This window comes from Geodermatophilus sp. SYSU D00815 (assembly GCF_054050035.1).
In genome coordinates this window covers 219,367-240,532 of the sequence record NZ_JBJGYO010000004.1, presented here as the reverse complement: position 1 = coordinate 240,532, position 21,166 = coordinate 219,367, and the positions used below count along the sequence as shown (strand labels likewise).

General features: G+C 74.1%; 22 protein-coding genes. 8 read left to right on the top strand and 14 right to left on the bottom strand.

Annotated elements, in window-relative coordinates; genetic code table 11:
* Window positions 1–2: 2 nt before the first annotated feature.
* A complete protein-coding gene (locus tag ACI78S_RS07215) occupies window positions 3–1,556 on the bottom strand; it encodes a flotillin family protein (protein ID WP_456971639.1) in 1,554 nt (517 codons plus the stop codon).
* Window positions 1,553–2,098 (bottom strand): hypothetical protein, encoded by a 546-nt coding sequence (locus tag ACI78S_RS07210; protein WP_456971637.1) that lies wholly within the window; start codon window positions 2,096–2,098, stop codon window positions 1,553–1,555. Before ACI78S_RS07210 ends, ACI78S_RS07215 begins: the two co-directional genes overlap by 4 nt.
* A 153-nt stretch (window positions 2,099–2,251) precedes the next feature.
* Between ACI78S_RS07210 and ACI78S_RS07205 the strand changes: the two genes are divergently transcribed.
* Window positions 2,252–3,613: a DNA polymerase IV gene (locus tag ACI78S_RS07205; protein ID WP_456971635.1), complete on the top strand. Its 1,362-nt coding sequence runs from the start codon at window positions 2,252–2,254 to the stop codon at window positions 3,611–3,613.
* Window positions 3,610–4,215: a class I SAM-dependent methyltransferase gene (locus ACI78S_RS07200; protein ID WP_456971633.1), complete on the top strand. Its 606-nt coding sequence runs from the start codon at window positions 3,610–3,612 to the stop codon at window positions 4,213–4,215. Before ACI78S_RS07205 ends, ACI78S_RS07200 begins: the two co-directional genes overlap by 4 nt.
* A gap of 65 nt (window positions 4,216–4,280) precedes the next feature.
* Here ACI78S_RS07200 and ACI78S_RS07195 read toward each other — a convergent pair whose 3' ends face one another.
* Window positions 4,281–4,427, bottom strand: a complete 147-nt coding sequence (locus ACI78S_RS07195; protein ID WP_456971631.1) for a hypothetical protein — start codon at window positions 4,425–4,427, stop codon at window positions 4,281–4,283.
* A 211-nt stretch (window positions 4,428–4,638) separates the two neighbouring features.
* Between ACI78S_RS07195 and ACI78S_RS07190 the strand changes: the two genes are divergently transcribed.
* The gene (locus ACI78S_RS07190) at window positions 4,639–5,085 is read left to right on the top strand and encodes a pyridoxamine 5'-phosphate oxidase family protein (RefSeq protein ID WP_456971629.1); all 447 of its coding nucleotides are present in this window, start codon (window positions 4,639–4,641) and stop codon (window positions 5,083–5,085) included.
* On the opposite strand, the gene ACI78S_RS07185 is transcribed toward ACI78S_RS07190, so the two are convergent.
* Window positions 5,073–5,402 carry a hypothetical protein gene (locus ACI78S_RS07185; protein WP_456971627.1) on the bottom strand — a complete coding sequence of 110 codons (330 nt, stop codon included), beginning with the start codon at window positions 5,400–5,402 and terminating at the stop codon, window positions 5,073–5,075. The two genes, ACI78S_RS07190 and ACI78S_RS07185, sit on opposite strands and share 13 nt — an antisense overlap.
* Before the next feature lie 120 nt (window positions 5,403–5,522).
* On the opposite strand from ACI78S_RS07185, the gene ACI78S_RS07180 reads away from it, so the two are divergent.
* Window positions 5,523–5,897 (top strand): helix-turn-helix transcriptional regulator, encoded by a 375-nt coding sequence (locus tag ACI78S_RS07180; protein WP_456971625.1) that lies wholly within the window; start codon window positions 5,523–5,525, stop codon window positions 5,895–5,897.
* 72 nt (window positions 5,898–5,969) lie between these two features.
* Here the strand turns inward: ACI78S_RS07180 and dnaB are convergent, their stop codons facing one another.
* From dnaB to ACI78S_RS07150, 6 genes are all read right to left on the bottom strand, one after another.
* Complete coding sequence (gene dnaB, locus ACI78S_RS07175; protein ID WP_456971623.1) at window positions 5,970–8,585, bottom strand: replicative DNA helicase; 2,616 nt, start codon at window positions 8,583–8,585, stop codon at window positions 5,970–5,972.
* Between the two features lie 635 nt (window positions 8,586–9,220).
* A complete protein-coding gene (gene rplI / locus ACI78S_RS07170) occupies window positions 9,221–9,667 on the bottom strand; it encodes a 50S ribosomal protein L9 (protein ID WP_456971621.1) in 447 nt (148 codons plus the stop codon).
* An 11-nt stretch (window positions 9,668–9,678) separates the two neighbouring features.
* Entirely contained in the window at window positions 9,679–9,915 is a 237-nt protein-coding gene (gene rpsR, locus ACI78S_RS07165) for a 30S ribosomal protein S18 (RefSeq protein WP_179716001.1), read from the bottom strand.
* Between the two features lie 93 nt (window positions 9,916–10,008).
* Window positions 10,009–10,491: a single-stranded DNA-binding protein gene (locus ACI78S_RS07160; RefSeq protein WP_456971619.1), complete on the bottom strand. Its 483-nt coding sequence runs from the start codon at window positions 10,489–10,491 to the stop codon at window positions 10,009–10,011.
* Window positions 10,492–10,493: 2 nt separating this feature from the next.
* Complete coding sequence (rpsF, locus tag ACI78S_RS07155; RefSeq protein ID WP_456971617.1) at window positions 10,494–10,781, bottom strand: 30S ribosomal protein S6; 288 nt, start codon at window positions 10,779–10,781, stop codon at window positions 10,494–10,496.
* A gap of 175 nt (window positions 10,782–10,956) precedes the next feature.
* On the bottom strand, window positions 10,957–11,991 hold the full coding sequence (locus ACI78S_RS07150; protein WP_456971615.1) for a hypothetical protein: 1,035 nt from the start codon (window positions 11,989–11,991) through the stop codon (window positions 10,957–10,959).
* 147 nt (window positions 11,992–12,138) lie between these two features.
* On the opposite strand from ACI78S_RS07150, the gene ACI78S_RS07145 reads away from it, so the two are divergent.
* Complete coding sequence (locus ACI78S_RS07145) at window positions 12,139–12,948, top strand: deoxyribonuclease IV (protein ID WP_456971702.1); 810 nt, start codon at window positions 12,139–12,141, stop codon at window positions 12,946–12,948.
* On the opposite strand, the gene ACI78S_RS07140 is transcribed toward ACI78S_RS07145, so the two are convergent.
* From ACI78S_RS07140 to ACI78S_RS07130, 3 genes are all read right to left on the bottom strand, one after another.
* On the bottom strand, window positions 12,937–14,445 hold the full coding sequence (locus tag ACI78S_RS07140) for a glycosyltransferase family 87 protein (RefSeq protein ID WP_456971613.1): 1,509 nt from the start codon (window positions 14,443–14,445) through the stop codon (window positions 12,937–12,939). The genes ACI78S_RS07145 and ACI78S_RS07140 overlap by 12 nt on opposite strands.
* A 22-nt stretch (window positions 14,446–14,467) precedes the next feature.
* A complete protein-coding gene (locus ACI78S_RS07135) occupies window positions 14,468–16,942 on the bottom strand; it encodes a transglycosylase domain-containing protein (RefSeq protein WP_456971611.1) in 2,475 nt (824 codons plus the stop codon).
* Window positions 16,943–17,110: 168 nt separating this feature from the next.
* A complete protein-coding gene (locus ACI78S_RS07130; protein ID WP_456971609.1) occupies window positions 17,111–17,521 on the bottom strand; it encodes a DUF5318 family protein in 411 nt (136 codons plus the stop codon).
* Between the two features lie 146 nt (window positions 17,522–17,667).
* Between ACI78S_RS07130 and ACI78S_RS07125 the strand changes: the two genes are divergently transcribed.
* From ACI78S_RS07125 to ACI78S_RS07115, 3 genes are all read left to right on the top strand, one after another.
* Entirely contained in the window at window positions 17,668–18,294 is a 627-nt protein-coding gene (locus ACI78S_RS07125) for a PadR family transcriptional regulator (protein WP_456971607.1), read from the top strand.
* Window positions 18,295–18,371: 77 nt separating this feature from the next.
* Complete coding sequence (locus tag ACI78S_RS07120) at window positions 18,372–19,451, top strand: inositol-3-phosphate synthase (protein ID WP_456971605.1); 1,080 nt, start codon at window positions 18,372–18,374, stop codon at window positions 19,449–19,451.
* Window positions 19,452–19,584: 133 nt separating this feature from the next.
* The gene (locus ACI78S_RS07115) at window positions 19,585–20,358 is read left to right on the top strand and encodes a hypothetical protein (protein ID WP_456971603.1); all 774 of its coding nucleotides are present in this window, start codon (window positions 19,585–19,587) and stop codon (window positions 20,356–20,358) included.
* Window positions 20,359–20,452: 94 nt separating this feature from the next.
* Here ACI78S_RS07115 and ACI78S_RS07110 read toward each other — a convergent pair whose 3' ends face one another.
* On the bottom strand, window positions 20,453–21,121 hold the full coding sequence (locus ACI78S_RS07110; protein ID WP_456971601.1) for a YqgE/AlgH family protein: 669 nt from the start codon (window positions 21,119–21,121) through the stop codon (window positions 20,453–20,455).
* Between the last annotated feature and the right edge of the window lie 45 nt (window positions 21,122–21,166).

Below are 21,166 nucleotides of genomic sequence, written 5' to 3'. Positions count from 1 at the left end.
GGTCAGCGCGCCTCCGCGGTGCCGTTCCGCGACGCCCCGTCGCCGTCCACGGTGACGACCGGCACCCGGGTGACGCCGTCGGCCTCCTCGGGGACGGCGACCCGGCCGAGGCGGCGCAGCAGCCCGGCGACGTCGACGCCGGTGAGGTCCCCGGAGAGCTGCAGCCCCTGGGCGACGTTCGCCGCGACCGAACGGCCGAGCGACCCGGCCCCGTCGGCCGAGATCACGGTCATCTTGTCCACCGCCGACAGCGGGGCCGACGCCGCGCCCACCACGTCGGGCAGCACCTTGACCAGCAGGTCGAGGATCGCCGCCTCGCCGTAGTGCGCGAACGCGTCGGCGCGGGCGTCCAGCGCCTCGGCCTCGGCCCGGCCGCGGGCCTGGATGGCGGCCGCCTCGGCCAGGCCCTCCCGCTCGACGGCCTCGGCCACGGCCTGCCGGCGCAGCTTCTCGGCCTCACCGCGCTTGGCGCCCTCGATCGCCTCCGCCTCGGCCAGCGCCGAGCGGCGGGCCCGCTCGCCCTCGCCGTGCAGCTTCGCCTGCTCGGCCGCGGCCTGGGCGGCGGCGATCGTGGCCTGCCGCTCGGCCTCGGCGGTGAGGATGGCCGAGTTCTTGCGGCCCTCGGCCTCCTGCTCCACGCGGTAGCGCTCGGCGTCGGCGGGGCGGCGCACCTGGGTGTCCAGCTGCCGCTCGGTCAGCGCCGCCGTCCGGACGGCGACCTTCTCCTGCTCGGTGAGGATCGCCTGGTCCTGCGCGGCCTGCGCGAGCGGGCCGGCCGCCGCGGCCTTGGCCTTGGCCGCGTCGATCTCGGCGTCGATCTCGGCCTGCTTGAGGGCCAGCTGCCGCTGGGCGACGGCGATCGCCTCGTCGGCGAGCAGCTTCTCCTGCTCGGCCGCCTGCCGGGCGCGGGCCTCGGCGATGCTGGCCTCCTTGAGCACGCGCGCGGCCTCGGGCCGGCCGAGGTCGGCGAGGTAGGACCCCTCGGCCTGGATGTCCTGGAGCTGGAACGTGTCGAGCACCAGGCCCTGGCCGGTGAGCGAGGACTCCGCCTCCTCGGCCACGGCGGAGGCGAACGCGGCGCGGTCGCGGATGATCTCCTCCACCGTGAGCCGGCCGACGATCGACCGCAGCGCGCCGGCGAGCACCTCGGAGGTGAACGAGTCGATCCCGGACTGCTGGTTGAGGAAGCGCTGGGCGGCGGCGCGGATCGCCTGCTCGGTGCCGCCGACCTTGACGATGGCCACGCCCTCCAGGTCGCACTTCACGCCCTGCTTGGAGATGGCACCCCGGATGCCGACCGGGATGCGCCGGCTGGACAGGTCCATCGTGTGCAGCTTCTGCACGATGGGGAGGACGAAGACGCTCGCCCCCATGACGACCTTCTGACCCGACAGGTCGCGGGAGATCGCCCCGTCGGCCCCGGTGACCTGGCGGCCCTGCCGGCCGGTGACCAGGAAGGCCTGGTTGGGCCCGGCCACCTTGATCCGGGAGAGCACGAGCAGCACCAGCAGCACCACGAGCAGGGCGATGCCGCCGATGGCGAGGAGCAGGGTCACGGGAGGTCGCCTCCGGGCAGGGGGTCGCGTGCGGTCGAGACGACCTCGACGGCGGTCTCGCTGAGCGTGTCGGTGACGTAGACCGGCGTGCCGAGCGGCAGCGGGACGTCGGAGCGGGCGGTGTACTTGAGCTGCTGGCCGGCCAGCGCCAGCCGGACCTCGCCGTAGCCGCCGGCGGGCACCGGGGTGACGACGACGCCCTGGGCGCCCAGCAGGTGGGCGCGGGTCAGCGTCTCGGTGGTGGGCATGTCGTGCAGCGCCCCGGAGAGCCGGACGGCGCCCCAGGCCAGCGGGACGGCGCCGGCGAGGCCGACGAGGACGGCCACGAGGACGGCGACGGCGCCGGTGAGGGGCAGCAGCGCCAGCGCCGCCGCACCGCCGAAGCCGACCCCGCCGAGCAGCGCGGCCACCGCCGGCACCGAGAACGGCCCGTCGGCGTCGCCGAGGCCGAGCTCGCCGAGCTCACCGACGACGAGGGAGACGACGAGCACCACGAGCCCGAGCCCGCCCGTGGCGAGGAAGGCGACCGTCGCCGCGTCCACGCACCCTCCTGTCACCGGTCGATCGGCGACGGACGGTGGCAGGTCGCGGCCCGCAGAACAAGGAGTTCCGTTTCGGCCGCCCGATCGGGTGGCCCGTGCCGTCGGCGGGTGCGGGGATGATCGAGGGGTCGGGTCGATCGGGAGGTGCGGGACGTGCGGCGGGAGGCGAGCGTCCTGCACCTGGACCTGGACGCCTTCTACGCCGCCGTGGAGCAGCGGGACAAGCCGTCGCTGCGCGGCCGGCCGGTGGTGGTCGGCGGGGTCGGCGGCCGCGGGGTGGTGGCGACGGCGTCCTACGAGGCGCGGGCGTACGGGGCGCGGTCGGCGATGTCGACGGCGGAGGCGCGCCGGCGGTGCCCGCCGGGGACGGCGTTCCTCGGCGGCCGCTTCGGTGCCTACCGGCGCACCTCCGAGGTGGTCATGGACCTGCTACGCGAGCTCTCGCCGCTCGTCGAGCCGGTGTCGCTGGACGAGGCGTACGTCGACCTGGCCGCCGGCCGCGGGCACGACCTGTCGGTGGCCGGCGTGACGGCGCTGGCCCGCGACCTCAAGGAGCGGATCGCGGCGGCCACCGGCGGGGTCACCGGCTCGGTCGGCGTGGGGACCTCGAAGCTCATGGCGAAGCTGGGCTCCGACCTGGACAAGCCGGACGGGCTGGTCGTCGTCGCCCCGGGGACGGAGCTGGAGGTGCTGCACCCCCTGCCGGTGAACCGGCTGGGCGGCGTGGGTCCGGCCACGGAGGAGCGGCTGCGGACGGTCGGCGTGCGCACGGTCGGCGACCTGGCCGCCAAGTCGCTCGCCGACCTCGTCGCGCTGGTGGGGCGGGCGCACGGCGCGGGCCTGCACGCGCTGGCGCGGGCGGAGGACGACCGCCCCGTGGTGGCCGACCGGGAGGTCAAGTCGGTGTCGCACGAGGAGACCTTCGAGCGGGACCTGACCGACCTGGCCGTGCTCGGGCGCGAGATCGACACCATGGCCGCGCGGGTGGGGGAGCGGTTGCGGGCGTCGGCGTACTCGGGGCGGACGGTGACGCTGAAGCTGCGCCGCTACGACTTCACGACGCTGACCCGCTCGCTCACGCTGCCGCAGCCGACGGACGACCCGCGGACCATCGCCTCGATCGCGCGGCGGCTGCTGGCCGAGACCGGCACCGGCGGCGGGCTGCGGCTGCTGGGCGTGGGGGTCTCCGGGCTGTCGGTGTACGCGCAGGGTGACCTGTTCGCGTCGGACGAGCCGGACGGCGTCGACGTCGACGAGCCAGCCGCCGAGGAGCCGGAGACCGCCGAGGAGCCGGCGCCGGCGGACCGCCGCTGGTGGCCGGGGCAGGACGTGCGGCACGACGAGCTGGGGCCGGGCTGGGTCTGGGGGCGCGGGCTGGGCCGGGTGACGGTGCGGTTCGAGGGCCCGCGCACCCCGCCGGGACCGGTGCGGACCCTGCCGGCGGACGATCCCGCACTGCACCCGGGAGATCCGCCGGACTGGCGGGTAGGGCCCGGCGACGAGGAGGGATCGTGACGGAGATCAGCACGTGGGTGCGCATCACCCAGCAGGACCCGGGCCACTCGGCCGCCTACGTCCAGCGGTTCCGCGACATGGCCGCGGCCGGGGCCGACCTGGGCGGCGAGGCGCGGCTGGTGGACGCGCTGGTGCCGCGCGCGGCGCGGGTCCTCGACGCCGGCTGCGGCCCCGGGCGGGTGGGGGCCTTCCTGCACGAGGCGGGCCACGAGGTGGTCGGGGTGGACGTCGACCCCGTGCTCGTCGCGGCCGCCGAGGAGGACCACCCCGGTCCCACGTGGCTGGTGGGGGACCTGGCCGAGCTCGACCTGCCGGCGCGGGGCATCCCGGCCGACTTCGACGGGATCGTCTGCGCGGGCAACGTGATGACGTTCCTGGCGCCGAGCACGCGGCGGGAGGTGCTGCGGCGGCTGCGGGCGCACGTGGCCCCGTCGGGGCGGGCGGCGATCGGGTTCGGCGGCGGCCGGGGCTACGACTTCGACGAGTTCCTCGCCGACGCGGCCGCCGCCGGCTGGGCGCCGGACCTGCTGCTGTCGACCTGGGACCTGCGGCCGTTCCCGGGGGAGTCGGGGTTCCTGGTCGCGGTGCTGCGGCCGGCCTGACGTTTCACGTGGCACACGGGCGGCGCGAGGCCGACGGTCCGGGACCGGACCTCGCGCCGTCCGGATCAGGGGCGGCGGCGCCGGGCGCGGCGGCGGGCGATCGCGGTCGCCAGCGAGTCGTGCCGCAGGTCGACCGGCTCGGGGGAACGCACCCACGCGTGCGTGCCGATGCGCTCGCGCCACGCGGTCTGCTGGGCGTCGTCCTCGTGCATGGTCACCTCCTGGTCGCACCGGCTCGGGGGAGCCGCGTGATCCGAGACTGCGGGACCGAGCTGTGCGCCGCCTGGACGACGCGTGCGAGGTCGCCGTGGATCCCGTGCCGACACCGTCCCAGGCGGGTGTGACAGTCCTGCGCCGGCTGACCCGCCGGCTGCTGACCGCTGCCGCTGACTTCTGTCGGTGTCCGGCGGCACACTGCCCGGCATGGCGAGCTGGGCAGAGGTGGAGAAGGAGGCGGCGGAGCTGGCCGCCCAGGTCCGGGCGGCGTTCACCCGCGGCAAGCACGCGACCATGGCGACGCTGCGGGCCGACGGGTCACCGCGGATCAGCGGGACCGAGGTGGAGTTCGGCGACGACGGGCACCTCCGGCTGGGGTCGATGCCCGGAGCGGTGAAGGCGAGGGACCTGCAGCGCGACCCGCGGCTGGCGCTGCACAGCCCGACGTCCGAGCCGGGCGAGGGCGGGGCCGACTGGCCGGGCGAGGCCAAGGTGGCCGGCGTCGCCGTCGCGGAGCCCGACCGCGACGGCGCGCACGTGTTCCACCTGGACCTGCACGAGGTGGTGTGGACCGGGCTCAACGAGGCGCGCGACAAGCTGGTGATCCGGTCGTGGCACCCCGGTCGAGGCGTGGAGGAGCGTCAGCGGGCCTGACCGGGCAGCGGCAGCGGCGTGAGGACGGCGATCCGCAGGCCGTCGGCGCCCGGGACGAGCTGGTAGCAGAACCGCTCCCGGGGCTCCCCGCCGTGGATCCAGGTCACGTCGGCCCAGGTGCTCCCCGGCGCCTCGGCCACGACCTCGACCTCGACCTCCTGGCGGACGTCGTCCACGCCGTCGTACTGGTCCCAGGAGGACGCGAAGAACTGCTCGGTCTGGCCTCGATCGCTGACCGCGACGGCGTTGCCGGGGCAGAGGATGAGCGACGGGACGGCGTACATGCCGGCGACCGCCTGCTCGTCGCGGGCGAGCAACGCGGCGGCGTAGCGGTCGAAGAAGGCCCCGGGGTCTCGGGACTGCTCATGCCGGCGACGCTAGGGGCGGAACCGGACACGCCGGTGTCGGCTTACCGGGCAGGTCGTGGATGCGCGCGGGTGCGGCTGGCGGCGGCGTCGCGGGACGGCCACCTGGCGCTGCGGCGGGTGGAGCGGCAGCAGGCGCTGATCGAGCGGCTGCACGCCCGCCGCGGTGCGCGCGTCCAGCTGGCGGAGCTGGCACGCGACCTCGGGGTGTCCGAGCGGACGGTGGCCCGCGACGTCGAGCGGCTGCAGGGCGGCGGCGTGCCGCTGATGACCCACCAGGGCCGGGGCGGCGGGGTCTCGCTGCCCCTGTCGCGCAGCGCGGTCGCGGTCGAGCTGGACCTGCCGGAGGCCGCGGCGCTGATGTCGAGCCTCGCCGTCCTGCGACCGACGGTGAGCGACAGCGCCGCGTCGGCGATGCGCAAGCTCACGGCGGCCCTGCGGGGCTGAGGCCGCTCCGGCCGAGGACGCGAACGGCGCCCCGGCCGGGCCGGGCGGGGCGCCGTTGCCGGTGGCGAGAGGTCAGTTGGCCATGTCCACGAAGCGGCTGTAATGACCCTGGAAGGCGACGGTGACGTTCGCCGTCGGACCATTCCGGTGCTTCACCAGCATGATGTCCGCTTCCCCGGCGCGCGGGGATTCCTTCTCGTACATGTCTTCTCTGTGGATCATCATGACCATGTCCGCATCTTGTTCGATCGAACCCGATTCGCGGAGGTCGGACAGCATTGGCTTTTTGTCCTGGCGCTGTTCGGAGCCACGATTCAGCTGACTCATCGCGATGACCGGGACCTCCAACTCCTTGGCCAGGAGCTTGAGAGCGCGGGAGAACTCCGAGACTTCCTGCTGGCGGCTCTCGACCTTCTTCCCGGAGGTCATGAGCTGCAGGTAGTCGATGACGACCAGTTTGAGGTCGTTTCGCTGCTTGAGCCGCCGCGCCTTGGCGCGGATCTCCATCATCGTCATGTTCGGCGAGTCGTCGATGTAGAGGGGCGCGTCGGCGACCTCGCCCATGCGGCGCGCGAGCTTGGACCAGTCCTCGTCGGACAGCGTGCCGGCGCGCATGTGGTGCAGCGGCACCTTCGCCTCCGCGGAGAGCAGACGCATGGTGATCTCGTGCTTGCTCATCTCGAGCGAGAAGATCACGGTCGCCTGGTGGTTCTTGATCGCGGCTGACCGCGCGATGTCGAGACCCAGCGTCGAGTTGTGCGTCGGGATGAAGCTGCGGCCGGCCAGGAACAGGTGGTCCTCGGCGTCGACCTGGATGCAGCGCACCGGCACGCTGGGGATGGGCCGCACCTCGGTGATGAAGCGCGACCCGCGGGCGGTGAATGTCCGGGCGCCCCGCTCCTTGTGCAGGAGCTTCTTGCGCTCGAGCACGAAGACCTCGTCGTCGGTGCTGAACGTGAGCGTGTAGCAGGTCGACGAGCTCTCCGAGCGACCACGTACGCGCTCCGTGCTCATCCGCACGCGGTAGCCCAGGCTCGCGACCAGCTCACGGGCATCCTCGGCCAGGCGCCGGCTGGTCACCGCGAGCTGGACCACTCCGCTCGGCGCGACCGTGCCGCCGGTGTCCAGCAACCCGGCGAGCAGCGCCCGGCGCTGCGCGACGGATGCGCGCAGGTACCGCGTCGGGATGTGCTTGTCCCCGAGCACGCCGAGCTTGCGGAGAAGCGCCTGGACCGTGCCGTGGTCGTCCCGGCAGGGCTGGCACTGCGCCATCCCGGACGACGGTCCTCCGCAGTCGGAGCAGGACGCCTGGCGTCCGACTCCGGCGCCGGCGCGCAACGCCCCACCGCAGGCCTTGCCGCACGTCTGCAGCTGGGAGGTCTTCGCGACGAACGAACGACCGCACACGGGGCAGGGGCGCTCGACCGGCCCCGGCCGCTGCGGCAGGCGGAGCGCGTAGCGGCCGTCGACGTCCGTGGGGACGACCACGAGACCCTCGGCCTCGATGTAGGCGGCGATCTCGGGGTCTGCGCTCGTGTACTGGGCAGCGGCCGACGTCCCGTCACCCAGCCAGACCCCGAGGGCGTACGGCGGGACGAGGAGGTCGGCCTCGGGCAGGGTCAAGGGCCCGGCGTTCGTCACCGAGTGGTTGAGCCGCGCGTCCTTGGTGGCGCACCGCACCGTGGCGGCGATCTCCTCGGTCGTGCGGACCGCGGCGAACGTGCCCTGGCTGCGGCAGCGGTTGTAGCCGGTGGCCGCCGCCTGGGCGGACCTGCGGCTGGCGCGGGTCTCCGTGAGCCACTGGTGCTGGGCGTCGGCGACGATGACCGAACCGTCGGAGAAGTGCACCTCGTAGCAGGGGCGGCCGGTCATCACCTCGGTGGCGGCGACGACCGTCGTCGGCCGGCCGTCGGAACCCATGACCCGGTCGCCGACGCGGACCTCGCCCATCGTCGTCCACCCGGTCGGCGTGGCGATGGGGGTGTCGAGGGCCAGCGCCTTGCCGACACCCGGCCTCGCCGCGATGACGACCATCTGGCCCGCCTGCAGGCCGTTCGTGAGCTCGTCGAGGTCGCGGATGCCCGTGGGGACGCCGCGGCTGACGCCGCCGCGCGAGGCGATCGCGTCGAGCTCGTCCATCGTCGGCTGCAGGATGTCCTCGAGGCGCGAGTAGTCCTCGCTCATCCGCTTCTCGGTGACCTCGTAGATCTCCTGCTGCGCCCGGTCGACGATGTCGTCGACGTCGCCGCGCCCGCCGGCCGCGCCGTACCCGAGCTGCACGACGCGGGTGCCGGCCTCGACGAGCCGGCGCAGGGTGGCCTGCTCGGCCACGATCTGGGCGTAGTAGCCGGCGTTGGCGGCCGTGGGCGTGGACTGGATCAGCGTGTGCAGGTAGACCGCGCCGCCCATCTTGGACAGCTGGTCGGTGCGGTTGAGCTCGGCGGCGACGGTGATCGCGTCGGCCGGCTCACCGCGGCCGTAGAGGTCGAGGATCGTGTCGTAGATGACCTGGTGGGCCGGGCGGTAGAAGTCGTTGCCGTGGAGGACCTCCACGACGTCGGCGATCGCGTCCTTGCTCAGCAGCATGCCGCCGAGCACCGACTGCTCGGCCGCGACGTCCTGCGGCGGCTGGCGGTCGTACTCGGGTGCCGAAGGCACCGGCCGGCTGAACTCGTCGGCGACTGCCACGCCGAACCCCTCCATCTACTCTCTGCGCACCCGCGAACAGACCCCGGCCGATGGCCGGGGTCTGGTGGGGGAAGCACCAGGACGCGACACGCGTGGCTCGAACGTCTGTTCGGGCCAGTTCTACCGCCGGGGACCGACAAGTTCCGGCCGGGCGGTGAGCGAGAGAGACGTTAGGAATCGCGGACGGACCAGTCCAACACCGGTGGGGACGTCTTTCTGCACAACTTGTGGACAAGTCGGTGGACGGACGCATGTCGACATGTGGAGAGGCGTCGGGACAGCCGCCGGACACCCGCCGTCTTCCCCGGCGCCACCTGCGCGAAGGCCGTGCACCGCCTGTGGACGGGAGAAAGTCGGGAAATACCTGCGCGTCGCCCCCCGGCGTGTCGCGGCCGCCGTCCGTCGGGGCGCAGGAGTCCCACCGTCCACAGCCGCCCGGACCACCCGGAACGGGGCCCGCGGACGTCGAGGAGGCGATCCGTGCCCGGGACGCGCGACGACGCGCCGACGACCCGTGCCCGCACCGCCTTCTCGGCGCCGGGCCCGCTCGGGCGGCCCCGGGAACGCCGCGAGGGGCGCCGGACCGGAGTCCGACGCCCCTCGGGCGGTGGGCGGGCCCGCGCAGGGCCCTGCTCTCAGGCGGCGACGACGTCGATCACCAGCGAGGCGGTGACCTCCGGGTGCACCCGCACGGTGACGGTGTGCTGGCCGGTCGTCTTGATGCTGCTCGGCAGCTCGATCCGGCGACGGTCGAGCTCCGGGCCGCCGGCGGCGGTGACCGCGGCGGCGACGTCGGCGGTGGTGACCCGGCCGAACAGCCGGCCCTCGGCGCCGGCGCGCGCCGGCACGCGGACGGTCAGGTTGCCCAGCCGCCCGGCGATGGCCTGGGCCTCCTCGAGGGAGCGCACGTCGCGGGCGGCACGCGCCCGGCGCAGGGCCTCCACCTGCTTCTCGGCCCCGCGGGTGGCCTTGATGGCCAGGCCGCGCGGCAGGAGGTAGTTGCGGCCGTAACCGCCCTTGACCTCGACGGTGTCACCGGAGCTGCCGAGCCCGGTGACCTCCTGCGTGAGGATCAGCTTCATCGTGCTCATGGTCAGCGCGCCGTGGAGGTGTAGGGCAGCAGGGCCATCTCACGGCTGTTCTTGACCGCCGTGGCGACGTCCCGCTGGTGCTGGCTGCAGTTGCCGCTCACGCGGCGGGCACGGATCTTGCCGCGGTCGGAGATGAACTTCCGCAGCAGGGCCGTGTCCTTGTAGTCGATGTAGGTCGCCTTGTCCTTGCAGAACTGGCAGACCTTCTTCTTGGGCTTGCGAACGGGTGGCTTGGGCACCGGAGTCTCCAGAAATCAGTACGAGAGGTGTGTGGCCCCGCTGCAGGGGCCCGCGCCGAGCGGAGCGAGGCGTGGGGGCAGCGGGGTCCTTTCTCAGAAGGGCGGCTCGTCGGACGGGCCGGCGGGCGTCGACCACGGGTCGCCGGCACCGCCACCGCCCCCGCCGCCGAAGCCGCCACCACCGCCGCCGAAGCCGCCGCCACCCTCACCGCGCGAGGCGCGGGTGACCTTGGCCGTGGCGTACCGGAGCGAGGGGCCGATCTCGTCGACCTCCAGCTCGATGACGGTGCGCTTCTCGCCTTCCTTGGTCTCGAACGAGCGCTGCTTGAGCCGGCCGGTCACGATGACCCGCGAGCCGCGGGTCAGGGACTCGGCGACGTTCTCCGCCGCCTGGCGCCAGACGTTGCAGCGGAGGAACAGCGCCTCGCCGTCCTTCCACTCCTGCGACTGGCGGTCGAAGGTCCGCGGCGTGGAGGCCACGGTGAAGTTGGCGACGGCGGCGCCCGACGGCGTGAAGCGCAGCTCCGGATCGGCGGTGAGGTTGCCGATCACGGTGATGACGGTCTCGCCGGCCATGCTCAGTGGACCTCGGGCCGGAGCAGCTTCGTGCGCAGGACCGACTCGTTCAGGTTGAGCTGCCGGTCGAGCTCGGCCACGGCGGCGGGCTCGGCCTGGATGTCGATGACGGCGTAGATGCCCTCGACGTGCTTCTTGATCTCGTAGGCCATGCGGCGACGGCCCCAGATCTCGGTCTTCACGGTGCCACCCGCCTTGGTGACGACCGTCAGGAACCGGTCGAGGGAGGGCGCGATCGTGCGCTCCTCCAGGTCGGGGTCGAGGATGACCATCAGTTCGTAGTGACGCACGGAGAACCCCACCTCCTCTGGTCTGGGCGGCTGCAGTCGGTCTGCAGCAGGAGGGTCGTACACGCGTCGCGCGCCCCGGCAGCCGCCGGAACGCGCGCGGACAAGGCTACCAGCGCTCCAGCGCTCCCCGTCCGCCGACCGGGGGGCGGACCGTCGCCGGGGAGGAGGGGCTCCGTCACCGGCAGCGGTGCGCCTCCTTCACCGCCCGGGCGGCCTGCTGGGTGCGGACCAGCGCGGCGGTCACGGCGGCGAGCGCGACCACCGCGGCCAGCGCCGGCACCGGCAGGCTCGCGGCCGCGCCGGACCCGGGAGCCGCCACCGCGTCGTCGACCTCCTCCAGGGCGCCGCCGTCCAGGCCGGCCAGCTGGCCGAAGACCGGCACGGAGGCGCCGTCGTAGGTGCCGGCGAACCCGCTGGCACCCGAGCCGCCGGGTGTGCCGGAGGCGCCCGCCCCCGCGCCCCAGGCGGTGGACCGGGACGGGTCGAAGGCGGCCGCGGCGGCCGTGTCGACGGGCGCCATCTGCGGGGCGCCGGCGCCGGTGTCGTAGGTGTACTGGCTGCCCGGGGCGCCCTGCGGCGGGCCGCCCGGCGTCGGGGTCGTCGGGGTGGTGGGCAGGACCGCCGGGCCGCCCGGCGGCGCCGCCGGCAGCGACGGCAGGACCGGCACCGCGACGTCGACCTCGGGCGGGTCGGGCAGGTTGGTGCTGGGCAGGTCCGGCAGCGGCACCAGGGTCTGGACGACGTAGGGGACCGGCGCCGGCAGCGGCGGCAGGGTCGCCGCGACCGCGCCGACCACCTGGTCGAGCAGGTTCACGGCCAGGCCCGCCGCGGGCACGATCCGGTAGGTGTAGGTGATCGTGCCCGCCGTGGTCGACGGGAACGTCCACGAGGTCTGCTGCCCGTGCTGCAGCGTCCGCTTCTCGCCGGAGAAGGTCACCGCGACGTCGGTGTGGACGGTCGCGGTCACGCCGCCGACCAGCGGGAGGGTGACGCCGGTGTCGTAGGTGGCCACCTGGTTGACGAACGTGACGGTGCCGCCCGCGTCGACGCTCGCGACGGGCGGCGTCAGCGTCCTGATCTGCACCGTCGTGCTCGGCGCCGCGCCGGCACCGGGGGCGAGGGCGATCGCGGCGACCACCGCGGCCAGCCAGGCGAGCACGAGGACGACGATGCCCCGCCGGGCGCTGCGCCGGATCCGACCGGTTGCCATCTGCTCCGCACCTCCACGTCCGCGCCGCGCCTGCCGCGACCCCCGCTACCAGCGGGTAACCCTCGTCACGCTGGCAGAACGATGATGTGTGAGCCCGGTTACGCGCGAACCCGCGATCGGCCGGAACTAGGGTCGCTCCCCGTGGCGATGCACCCGATCGGCGTACACGTCGGACCCGGACTGACCGAGGAGGACGAGCTGCTCGACGGCGGCCCGCTCGCGCGGGCGGCCGAGATGGACGCCGACGGGGTGCAGGTCTTCCTCGCCGACCCGCAGGGGTGGAAGGCACCCGAGCCGCGGCCGGACGCCGGGGCCCTGCGCGACAGCGACGTGTTCGTCGTCGTCCACGCGCCCTACGTGCTCAACGTCGCGACGACGAACAACCGGATCCGCATCCCCAGCCGCAAGCTGCTCGGCCAGCACGCCGCCGCGGCGGCCGCGGTCGGCGCGGCGGCGATGGTGGTGCACGGCGGCCACGTGCTGGCCAAGGACGACCCCGCGGCGGGCGTGGACAACTGGCGCAAGACCTTCGCCCGGCAGGCCGAGGACGGCGGCTTCCCGCTGCCCGTCCTCATCGAGAACACCGCCGGCGGGGGCAACGCCATGGCCCGCGACCTCGACGCGATCGACCGGCTGTGGGAGGCGGTGGGCGAGTTCGGGGCCGGCTTCGTGCTCGACACCTGCCACGCCTGGGCCGCCGGCTGGGACCTCGCCACGGCCGTGGAGGACGTCCGGCGGATCACCGGCCGGCTCGACCTCGTGCACCTGAACAACAGCCGGGACCCGGCCGGCTCCAGCCGCGACCGGCACGCCCCGCTGTCCGAGGGGGAGATCCCGACCGAGCTGCTGGTCGAGGTGGCCCGCTCCGCCGGCTGCCCCGTCGTCCTCGAGACCCCCGGTGACGCGGCTGCCCACGCCGAGGAGATCGAGGTGCTCAGGCAGGCCCTAGGCCGCTGACACCCGCCGGCGCAGGACGACCCGGTCGGGGGCGTGGTCCAGCACCCCGCCGGCCGGGTCGTCGGTGCCCGGCCACGACCACCGGACGACGTCCTCGTCGGGCCGCAGGACGTCGCGCACCACCAGGCACATCAGGACGACCACGGCGACGTCGCGGAGGCCCACCGCGAGGTAGAACCACTCGACCTCGACCCCCTTGTTGTCGGTGCCGAGGTACCAGAGCAGCCGCGGCACCCACAGCAGCGCCTCGGTCGCCTGCCACAGCAGCAGCGAGCGCCACCTGGGGCGGGCGAGCACGGCCAGGGGCAGCAGCCACAGCGAGTACTGCGGGCTCCACACCTTGTTGAGCAGCAGGAACCCGGCGACCAGCAGGAAGGCCAGCTGCGCCACCCGCGGCCGCACCGGCGCGGCCAGGGTCAGCCACGCCGTGCCCGCCAGCAGGAGGACCAGACCCACGGCGACGACGGCGTTGAGCACGGTCGGCGCCTGCCCGTCGGCGGGCGCACCGCCGAGGATCCGGTGGTCGGTCGCGGCCAGCAGCAGGTTCCAGACGGTGTCCGGGTCGGCCGGCCGGCTGCCGTTGAGCGTGAAGAACCGCGCCCAGTTGGCCGGCGCCAGCAACGCGATCGGCAGGTTGACGACGAGCCACGCGGCCCCCGCCGCCACCGCCGCGCGCAGCCAGGTCCGCAACGCGCCGGCGCGCAGGCACAGCAGGAACAGCACCGCGAGCAGCAGGACCGGGTACAGCTTCGCCGCGACGCCGAGCCCGATGAGCAGGCCGGCCAGCACCGGGCGCGACCGGGCCCACGCCCACATGCCCAGCGTGGCGAGCGCGACGGCCAGCAGGTCCCAGTTGGTGAACGCGTGCACGAACAGCAGGGGGGAGAGGCCGACCATCGCGGCGTCCCAGGGGCGCCGGCCGGCCAGCCCGAGCACCGCCCGGGTGACCAGCAGCGCGCAGGCCGACAGCAGCAGGCAGGTCACGACGTAGTAGCTCTGCACCGGGGGGACCTCGGGCAGCAGCCCGAAGGAGCCGGCCAGGCCGTCGTAGCCGCGCGCGATCCCGGCGGCGAGCGCCATCAGGCCGCCGGTCAGCACCGGGTACTCGACGGCGGAGTCGAGGTAGGGCACCTCGCCGGTGTCCAGACCGCGCAGCGCGTAGAGCGGGACGGCGTCGGAGTAGCAGAAGTGCGTGTACTGGACCCAGCCCGCCCAGTTCCCGCTCGCGCACGGGGCCTGCTTGGTCCAGGCCAGCGCCAGGACGAGCGTGGTGAACAGCAGGCAGACCCGCAGCGGGGTCCAGAACAGCGCCCGGCCGGTGACGGCGTGCCGGCCCCACGGGCCGCCGATCGCCTCGCTCGCCTGGGCGGCCACCGGGTCCGACCACGTCGGCACCACGCGGTCGGGCCACGCCGGCGACCCCCCGGACGCCACGGACCCCTCGGCCGCGGGGGCCGAGGGGTCCGTGGGGGTGCTCTCCGAGGGGGGCTTCGTCACGGCCCCAGTCTGCCGCGCCGGCTCAGCCGTTCGGCGGACCCTGACCGGGGAGGCTCGGCACGGGCACGCCGCCCTGCTCCGTGTCGCCGCCGTCCTCCTCCTCACCGCCACCGCCGCCCGGCCCCGCGGGGACGGTCGGCTCCGTCGGGGCGGTGGTGGTGGGGGTGGTGGGCGCCGCCGTCGTCGTCGGCGCCGGCGCCGAGGTCGTCGGGGCAGGGGCCGACGACGTCGGGGCCGCGCTGGTGGTCGGCGCAGGCACGCCCTCCCCGGTGTCGCCGCTGATCCGCGCCTTCGTCGGCAGCGGCTCCTCCGGGGTGCCCTCCAGGGCGGTGTTCATGAACTCCTGCCAGATCTGGCCCGGCAGGCCGGCGCCGTAGATGATCCGGCCGCGCGAGTCGACGATCGGCTGGAGCGAGTCGCTGCCCATCCAGACCGCGGTCGACAGCGACGGCGTGTAGCCGACCATCCAGGCGTCGGAGTTGTTCTCGGCGTCCAGGCCCTGCGTACCCGTCTTCGACGCCACCGGACGGCCACCGGCGAGCTCGCGGTCGGAGTACTGGGCGACCCCCTCGATGCCGAAGGTGACGTCGTTGGCGACGTCGGCCGGCACGGCCTGGTCGCCGGCGTCGCCGGTGTTCTCCAGCAGCAGGGCGCCCTCGTTGTCGGTCACCCGGGCGACGAAGAACGGCGCGTGGTGGACCCCGCCGTTGGCGAACGTGGCGAAGCCGACCGCCTGGTCGATCGGGCGCATCTCGTACTCGCCGATCCCGATCGACGAACCGGTGGTCCCCGTCTGCGGGGCCGAGAGGGTGCGCGCGCCGTCGAGGAGGCCGCCGTTGTCCGGCCAGGTCTCCGGCATGCCGGTGGCCCGCAGCGCCAGCTCGCGCACGCTGTCCGGGCCCACCTCGTAGGCCAGGCCGTAGAACGTCGTGTTCAGCGACCGGGTGATGGCCTCCTTGAGCGTGCACGCCGGGCAGGAGACGCCACCGGAGTTGCGCACCGGCGCCTCGCGGTCGGGGAAGGTCTGCGGCGAGCTGCCGTCGCGGCGGGCGTCCACGCTGATGCCCCGCTCCAGAGCGGTCGCGAGCACGTACGGCTTCATCGACGACCCCGGCTGCCGGCGGGCCTGCGCGTAGTCGATCGCGCCCTCGCCGGCCCCGATCGGGCCGCCGTAGTAGGCCCGCACCGCGCCCGACTTGGGGTCGACCGACACCAGGGCCTGCCGCAGGTTCTCCGGCTCCCCCGCCATGACGTCGCCGACCGCGGCCACGGCGGCGTTCTGCAGGCGCGGGTCGATCGTGGTGGTGATCCGCAGGCCGCCGGCCCGGATCTGCTCCTCCGGGTAGCCGCGGGCCTCGAGCTCGGCGATCACCTGCGAGACGACCAGGCCCTCCGGGCCGGTGGGGATGCCCAGGGTGGCGGTGGCCCGGGGCAGCACCGGCGGGTAGGCGGAGGCGGTGCGCTCCTCGGCGGAGAGCCAGCCCTCCTCGACCATCGCGTCGAGCACCCGGTCCCAGCGCTCCTGCGCACCCTGCGGGTCGTTCTCGGGGTCCAGCCGCGAGGGGCTGCGGATCAGCACGGCCAGGACGGCGCCCTGCTGCGCGGTCAGCTGCGACGCCGGGACGCCGAAGTAGGTGTTGGCGGCGGCCTCGATGCCGTAGGCGCCGCGGCCGAAGTAGATGGTGTTGAGGTAGTTCTCGAAGATCTCGTTCTTCGAGTAGTTGTTGTCGAGCTTGATCGCCAGGAACAGCTCCTGGAACTTGCGGCTGAAGGTCTGCTCGTCGGTGAGGAAGGCCTTCTTCACGTACTGCTGCGTGATCGTCGACCCGCCCTGGGTGGAACCGCCGGTGAGGTTGTTCCAGGCGGCCCGGACGATGCCGGTGAACGAGATGCCGGGGTCGGAGTAGAAGCTGCGGTTCTCGGCGGCCAGCACCGCGTTGCGGGCCGCCTCCGACACCTGCTCGAGCTTGACGTTGGTGCGGTTCTCGTCGCCGAGGCGGGCCATCTCGGTGGTGCCGTCGCCGTAGTAGATGACCGTCGTCTGCGCGTTCTGCACCGAGTTCGGGTCGGGGACGTCGGTGCTGGCGTAGACGACGCCGACGAAGACCCCGAGCAGCACGAACAGGCCGAGCAGCGCGCCCAGCGCGATCTTGAGCCGGCGGCGGCGCTTCTGCTTCTTCGACCGCGGCGGCTTGCCCTTCGGGCCGCCGGGCCCACCTCCGGTGGCGCGGCCACCGGGGGGCCGCGAGCCGGGCGGGCGCGAGCCGCCACCCCCGGCGCCGGCGGCCGGCTGGCGGGCGGCCGTCGTCCTGCCGCGGCCGCTGCCGGCGGGAGCCGGCCGGCGCGGCCGGCCGTCGCCACCGGTGGACCCGCGGCCGGAGCCGCCTCCGGTGCGGCCCCCTCCGCCGCCGCCCGTGCTGCGGGTACGGGCCGGCGGTGGCCGACGCACCGAGCCGGCGCGCGGCGCGACCGGCGAGGTCTCGTCGTGGGAAGGCACGAAGGAGCCCCTCTCAGACTCTCGGAAGGAACCGGGGGTGGTCCCCGGTCGAAGCGTGACGTCTTCAGCTGTGATTCACGGGGACAACGCGCGATGACCGCACGCGTCACGCGACGCGTGTGACGGAAGGGTCCGGCGTGACCCGGCCCCGGTCCCCGGGGGGCGCACCTAGTCGGTGGCTGCCCGGCGCCTCCTGCGCGGCTGGCGGCCGGGCTCGGGCTCGGCACCGAGGACGTACGAGCAGTCCAGGTGGTTCCACCCGCAGCCCCGGCACACCTCGACGGTGTAGACGGAGAACTCCTCCTGCGCGGCGTCCATCCGGGCCAGCTCGACCTCGGTCTTGGCCTGCCCGGCCGTGGGTCCGAGGTGCTCGCCGTAGACGTAGTTCACCATGGTGAGCCGCTCCCTGCGGCACACCGGGCAGGCGATGTCGGTCTTCTCACCGTGGTACCTGGCCGCGCGGGAGAGGTAGGGACTGGCGTCGCACACCTCGAACAACCCGGTGCGCCCGGCGTAGACGTCGGCGAGGACGGCTCGCCGCTGCAGCGAGTAGTCCACGACGGATCGACGTCCGGGCACGGAGGTCAGGGTACGCACGCCCGCCACCCCGCGGCGGATCACCGCGTCCCGGCCGGCCGGGGGCTTTCCCTCCCGTTCAGCTGCCGTTGGACAGCCGATGTATCGTCCCGATACATCGATCGTGACGACAGCGGTGGGGAGGCGACGTGCTCGAGTTCGCCATCCTCGGCCTGCTCCAGCAGTCCCCGATGCACGGCTACGAGCTGCGCAAGGAGCTGGCCCAGCTGCTGGGCGGCCTGCGCTCGATCTCGTTCGGCTCGCTCTACCCCGCGCTCAAGCGCCTGCACGCCGCGGGGTACATCACCACCGCCGAGCCGGACCGCAAGGCGCTGCTGCCCGCCGACGCCCCACCGCTGACCGGCCGCCGCGGCAAGGTCGTCTACACGATCACCGCCGAGGGCAAGGAGCGCTTCCACGAGCTGGTCACCCAGACCGGCCCGGAGGTCTACGACGACGGCGGCCTGTTCGGCGTGCGCCTCGCCTTCTTCCGGCACACCGCGGCCGACGCCCGGCTGCGGATCCTGGAGGGTCGCCGGCGCACGGTCGAGCGTCAGCGCGAGGGGCTGCGGGCCTCGCTCGCCCGCACCCGGGAGCGGCTGGACCGCTACACCCTCGAACTGCAGCGCCACGGGCTGGACTCGGTGGACCGCGAGGTCCGCTGGCTGTCCGAGCTCATCGACAGCGAGCGGCGCGGCTCGACCGGCCCCGCTGGTGGACCACCGCACGAACGGTCCGCGGATCCCCCCGCGGATCCGCCCGCCGGCACCACCTGAACCCACCCACCGCAAGCCGAGTGGACCGCCCCCGGTCCGTGTCCCGGACCTCCCGGTCCGAGAAGTGAGGAGCACCCATGGGAAGCGTCAAGGTCGCCATCGTCGGCGTGGGCAACTGCGCCGCGTCGCTCGTGCAGGGCGTCCACTACTACCGGGACGCCGACGAGACGACGTCGGTCCCCGGCCTGATGCACGTCCGCTTCGGCGAGTACCACGTCTCCGACGTGGAGTTCGTGGCCGCGTTCGACGTCGACGCGAAGAAGGTCGGCCAGGACCTGTCGGCGGCGATCGTGGCGAGCGAGAACAACACGATCAAGATCTGCGACGTCCCGCCGCTGGGCGTGCCCGTGCAGCGCGGCACCACCCTCGACGGCCTCGGCAAGTACTACCGCGAGACCATCGAGGAGTCCGACGAGGAGCCGGTGGACGTCGTCGCCGCGCTGCGGGAGTCGGGCGCCGACGTGCTCGTCTGCTACCTGCCCGTGGGCTCGCAGCAGGCGACCGAGTTCTACGCCCAGGCCGCGCTCGACGCCGGCGTCGCGTTCGTCAACGCGCTGCCGGTGTTCATCGCCGGCACCAAGGAGTGGGCGGACAGGTTCACCGCCGCCGGCGTGCCGATCGTGGGCGACGACATCAAGAGCCAGGTGGGCGCGACCATCACCCACCGGGTGCTGGCCAAGCTGTTCGAGGACCGCGGCGTGCAGCTCGACCGCACGATGCAGCTCAACGTCGGCGGCAACATGGACTTCAAGAACATGCTCGAGCGGGAGCGGCTGGAGTCCAAGAAGATCTCCAAGACCCAGTCGGTGACCAGCCAGGTGCACCGCGACATGGGCCAGGGCAACGTGCACATCGGCCCGTCGGACCACGTGCCGTGGCTGTCCGACCGCAAGTGGGCCTACGTCCGCCTCGAGGGCCGCGCCTTCGGCGACGTCCCGCTGAACCTGGAGTACAAGCTCGAGGTCTGGGACTCCCCGAACTCGGCCGGGATCATCATCGACGCCATCCGCGCCGCCAAGATCGCCAAGGACCGCGGCATCGGCGGCCCGATCCTGTCGGCGTCGTCCTACTTCATGAAGAGCCCGCCGGAGCAGTACTCCGACAGCGAGGCCCGCGACCTCGTGGAGGCGTTCATCCGCGGCGAGGTCGAGCGCTGAGGCTTCCTGCAGGGTCCCGCCGCGAGCCTGCGAGGGGTGGGGCCAGGTAGGTCCTCTGTCACCGGGCCCATCCCTCCGGGGATGGGCCCGGTGGCGTTCGGAGGGGCGCAGCGCGGCTGCCTACCCTGGCGGCATGCCGTCCCGCTCCCGATCGCTCCTGCTCGCCCTGGGACTGGTGCTGGCCCTGCTGACCGGCTGCACCGGCGGGTCGTCCGCCGAGCGCACCCCCGGTGACGAGATCACCCGCGAGGAGGCCGACGTCCTCGCCGAGCTGCTGCACCAGAACTTCGAGCACGGCGGCGCCGACTTCGTGGAGACGGCGCCCTACGCCGAGGGCGCGGTGCTCACGCTCACCGGGGAGATCGACTTCGTGCGCTCGATCGGCCGGGCGCAGGCGGTGACCACCTACGAGGACGGGCGTCCCGACGAGACGCGCACGCTGTTCTTCACCCCGGAGGAGATCTGGTTCGGCGACGTCCCGGGCCTCTCGGAGGCGCTCGCCGGCCGCGGGCTGCCCGAGGCCGCCTACGTCCGCCGGCCGATGGCCACCACGTCCGCCGGCGGGGCCGCCTCGCTCGTCGACGTCCTCGCCCAGCTCGTGCTCAACCTCTCGGCCCGGGCCGGTGACGACCCCCGCGCCTTCCTGTCCGGCGACTACACGTGGCAGGGGCAGCGGTCCATCGACGGCCACCTGGTCTCGCTCTTCGGCCTGTCCGGCGGCCAGACGGTGGCGGTGTCGGCGTCCGACGACCTGCTCCTGCAGTACGTGACGCCGCTGCCCGACCAGGACTTCGAGGTGACGATCACGCTCTCCGAGCACGGGGACCGGGAGATCGACCTGCCGGCCGCCGAGGAGGCGGTGGACGCCGCGGAGCACCCGGAGGTGGCGGCGGAGGTCGGCGTCTGAGACAGCAGGAAGGGGCGGCCTCTTCCCCAGACCGCCCCTTCCCGGGCCTCTTCCTACCAGATGCCGGCGCCGTGCGCAGCCCCGACGCGCGCGATCAGTTGGCCGACGGGTCGGCGGGCGCCGTGGACAGCACCGCCAGCCGGCCGGTCTGGCGGCCCATGACGGCGCGCCACAGCTGCGGTCCGGCCATCCGGCTGAGGACGTCGGACGGGCGGCCGGGCACGCAGGCCCACGCCCCCTCGGCGATCTCCCCGGCCAGCTGGCCGGGCGACCAGCCGGCGTAACCGGCGAACACCCGCAGCCCGGTCAGCCGGCCCTCGAGCGCGGCCGGGTCGCTGTCGAGGTCGACGAGGTGGACGTCGCCGGCCACCCGGCGCAGCCCCTCGTCCGGAGCCGCGTCGACGGCCGGCGACGTGGCCAGGCACAGCGCCGTGTCGGTCTCGCACGGCCCGCCGACGTGGAAGACCTCCGGCTCCACCGCCAGGTCGCACCAGCCGGGCAGGACGTCGCGGATCTCGACCTGGCTGGGCCGGCCGAGCACGACGCCGAGCGTGCCGGTGTCGGTGTGGTCGAGGACGTAGACGACGGTGCCGGCGAAGGTCGGGTCGGACAGGGCCGGCATCGCCACCAGCAGCGCCCCCGGACGCACGTCCTCGATCCCGCCGATCGACAGCGGGGGGACGGCGTCGGCAGGACGGCGACCGGTCGCGGGCCGGGCGGGCGGACCGGACTCGGGGTCGGGCGACGAAGGCACCGGAGTCATCGGCGTCCAGTGTGCCCCAGGTGCGCGGCGGAGGGAGGGCGAGCG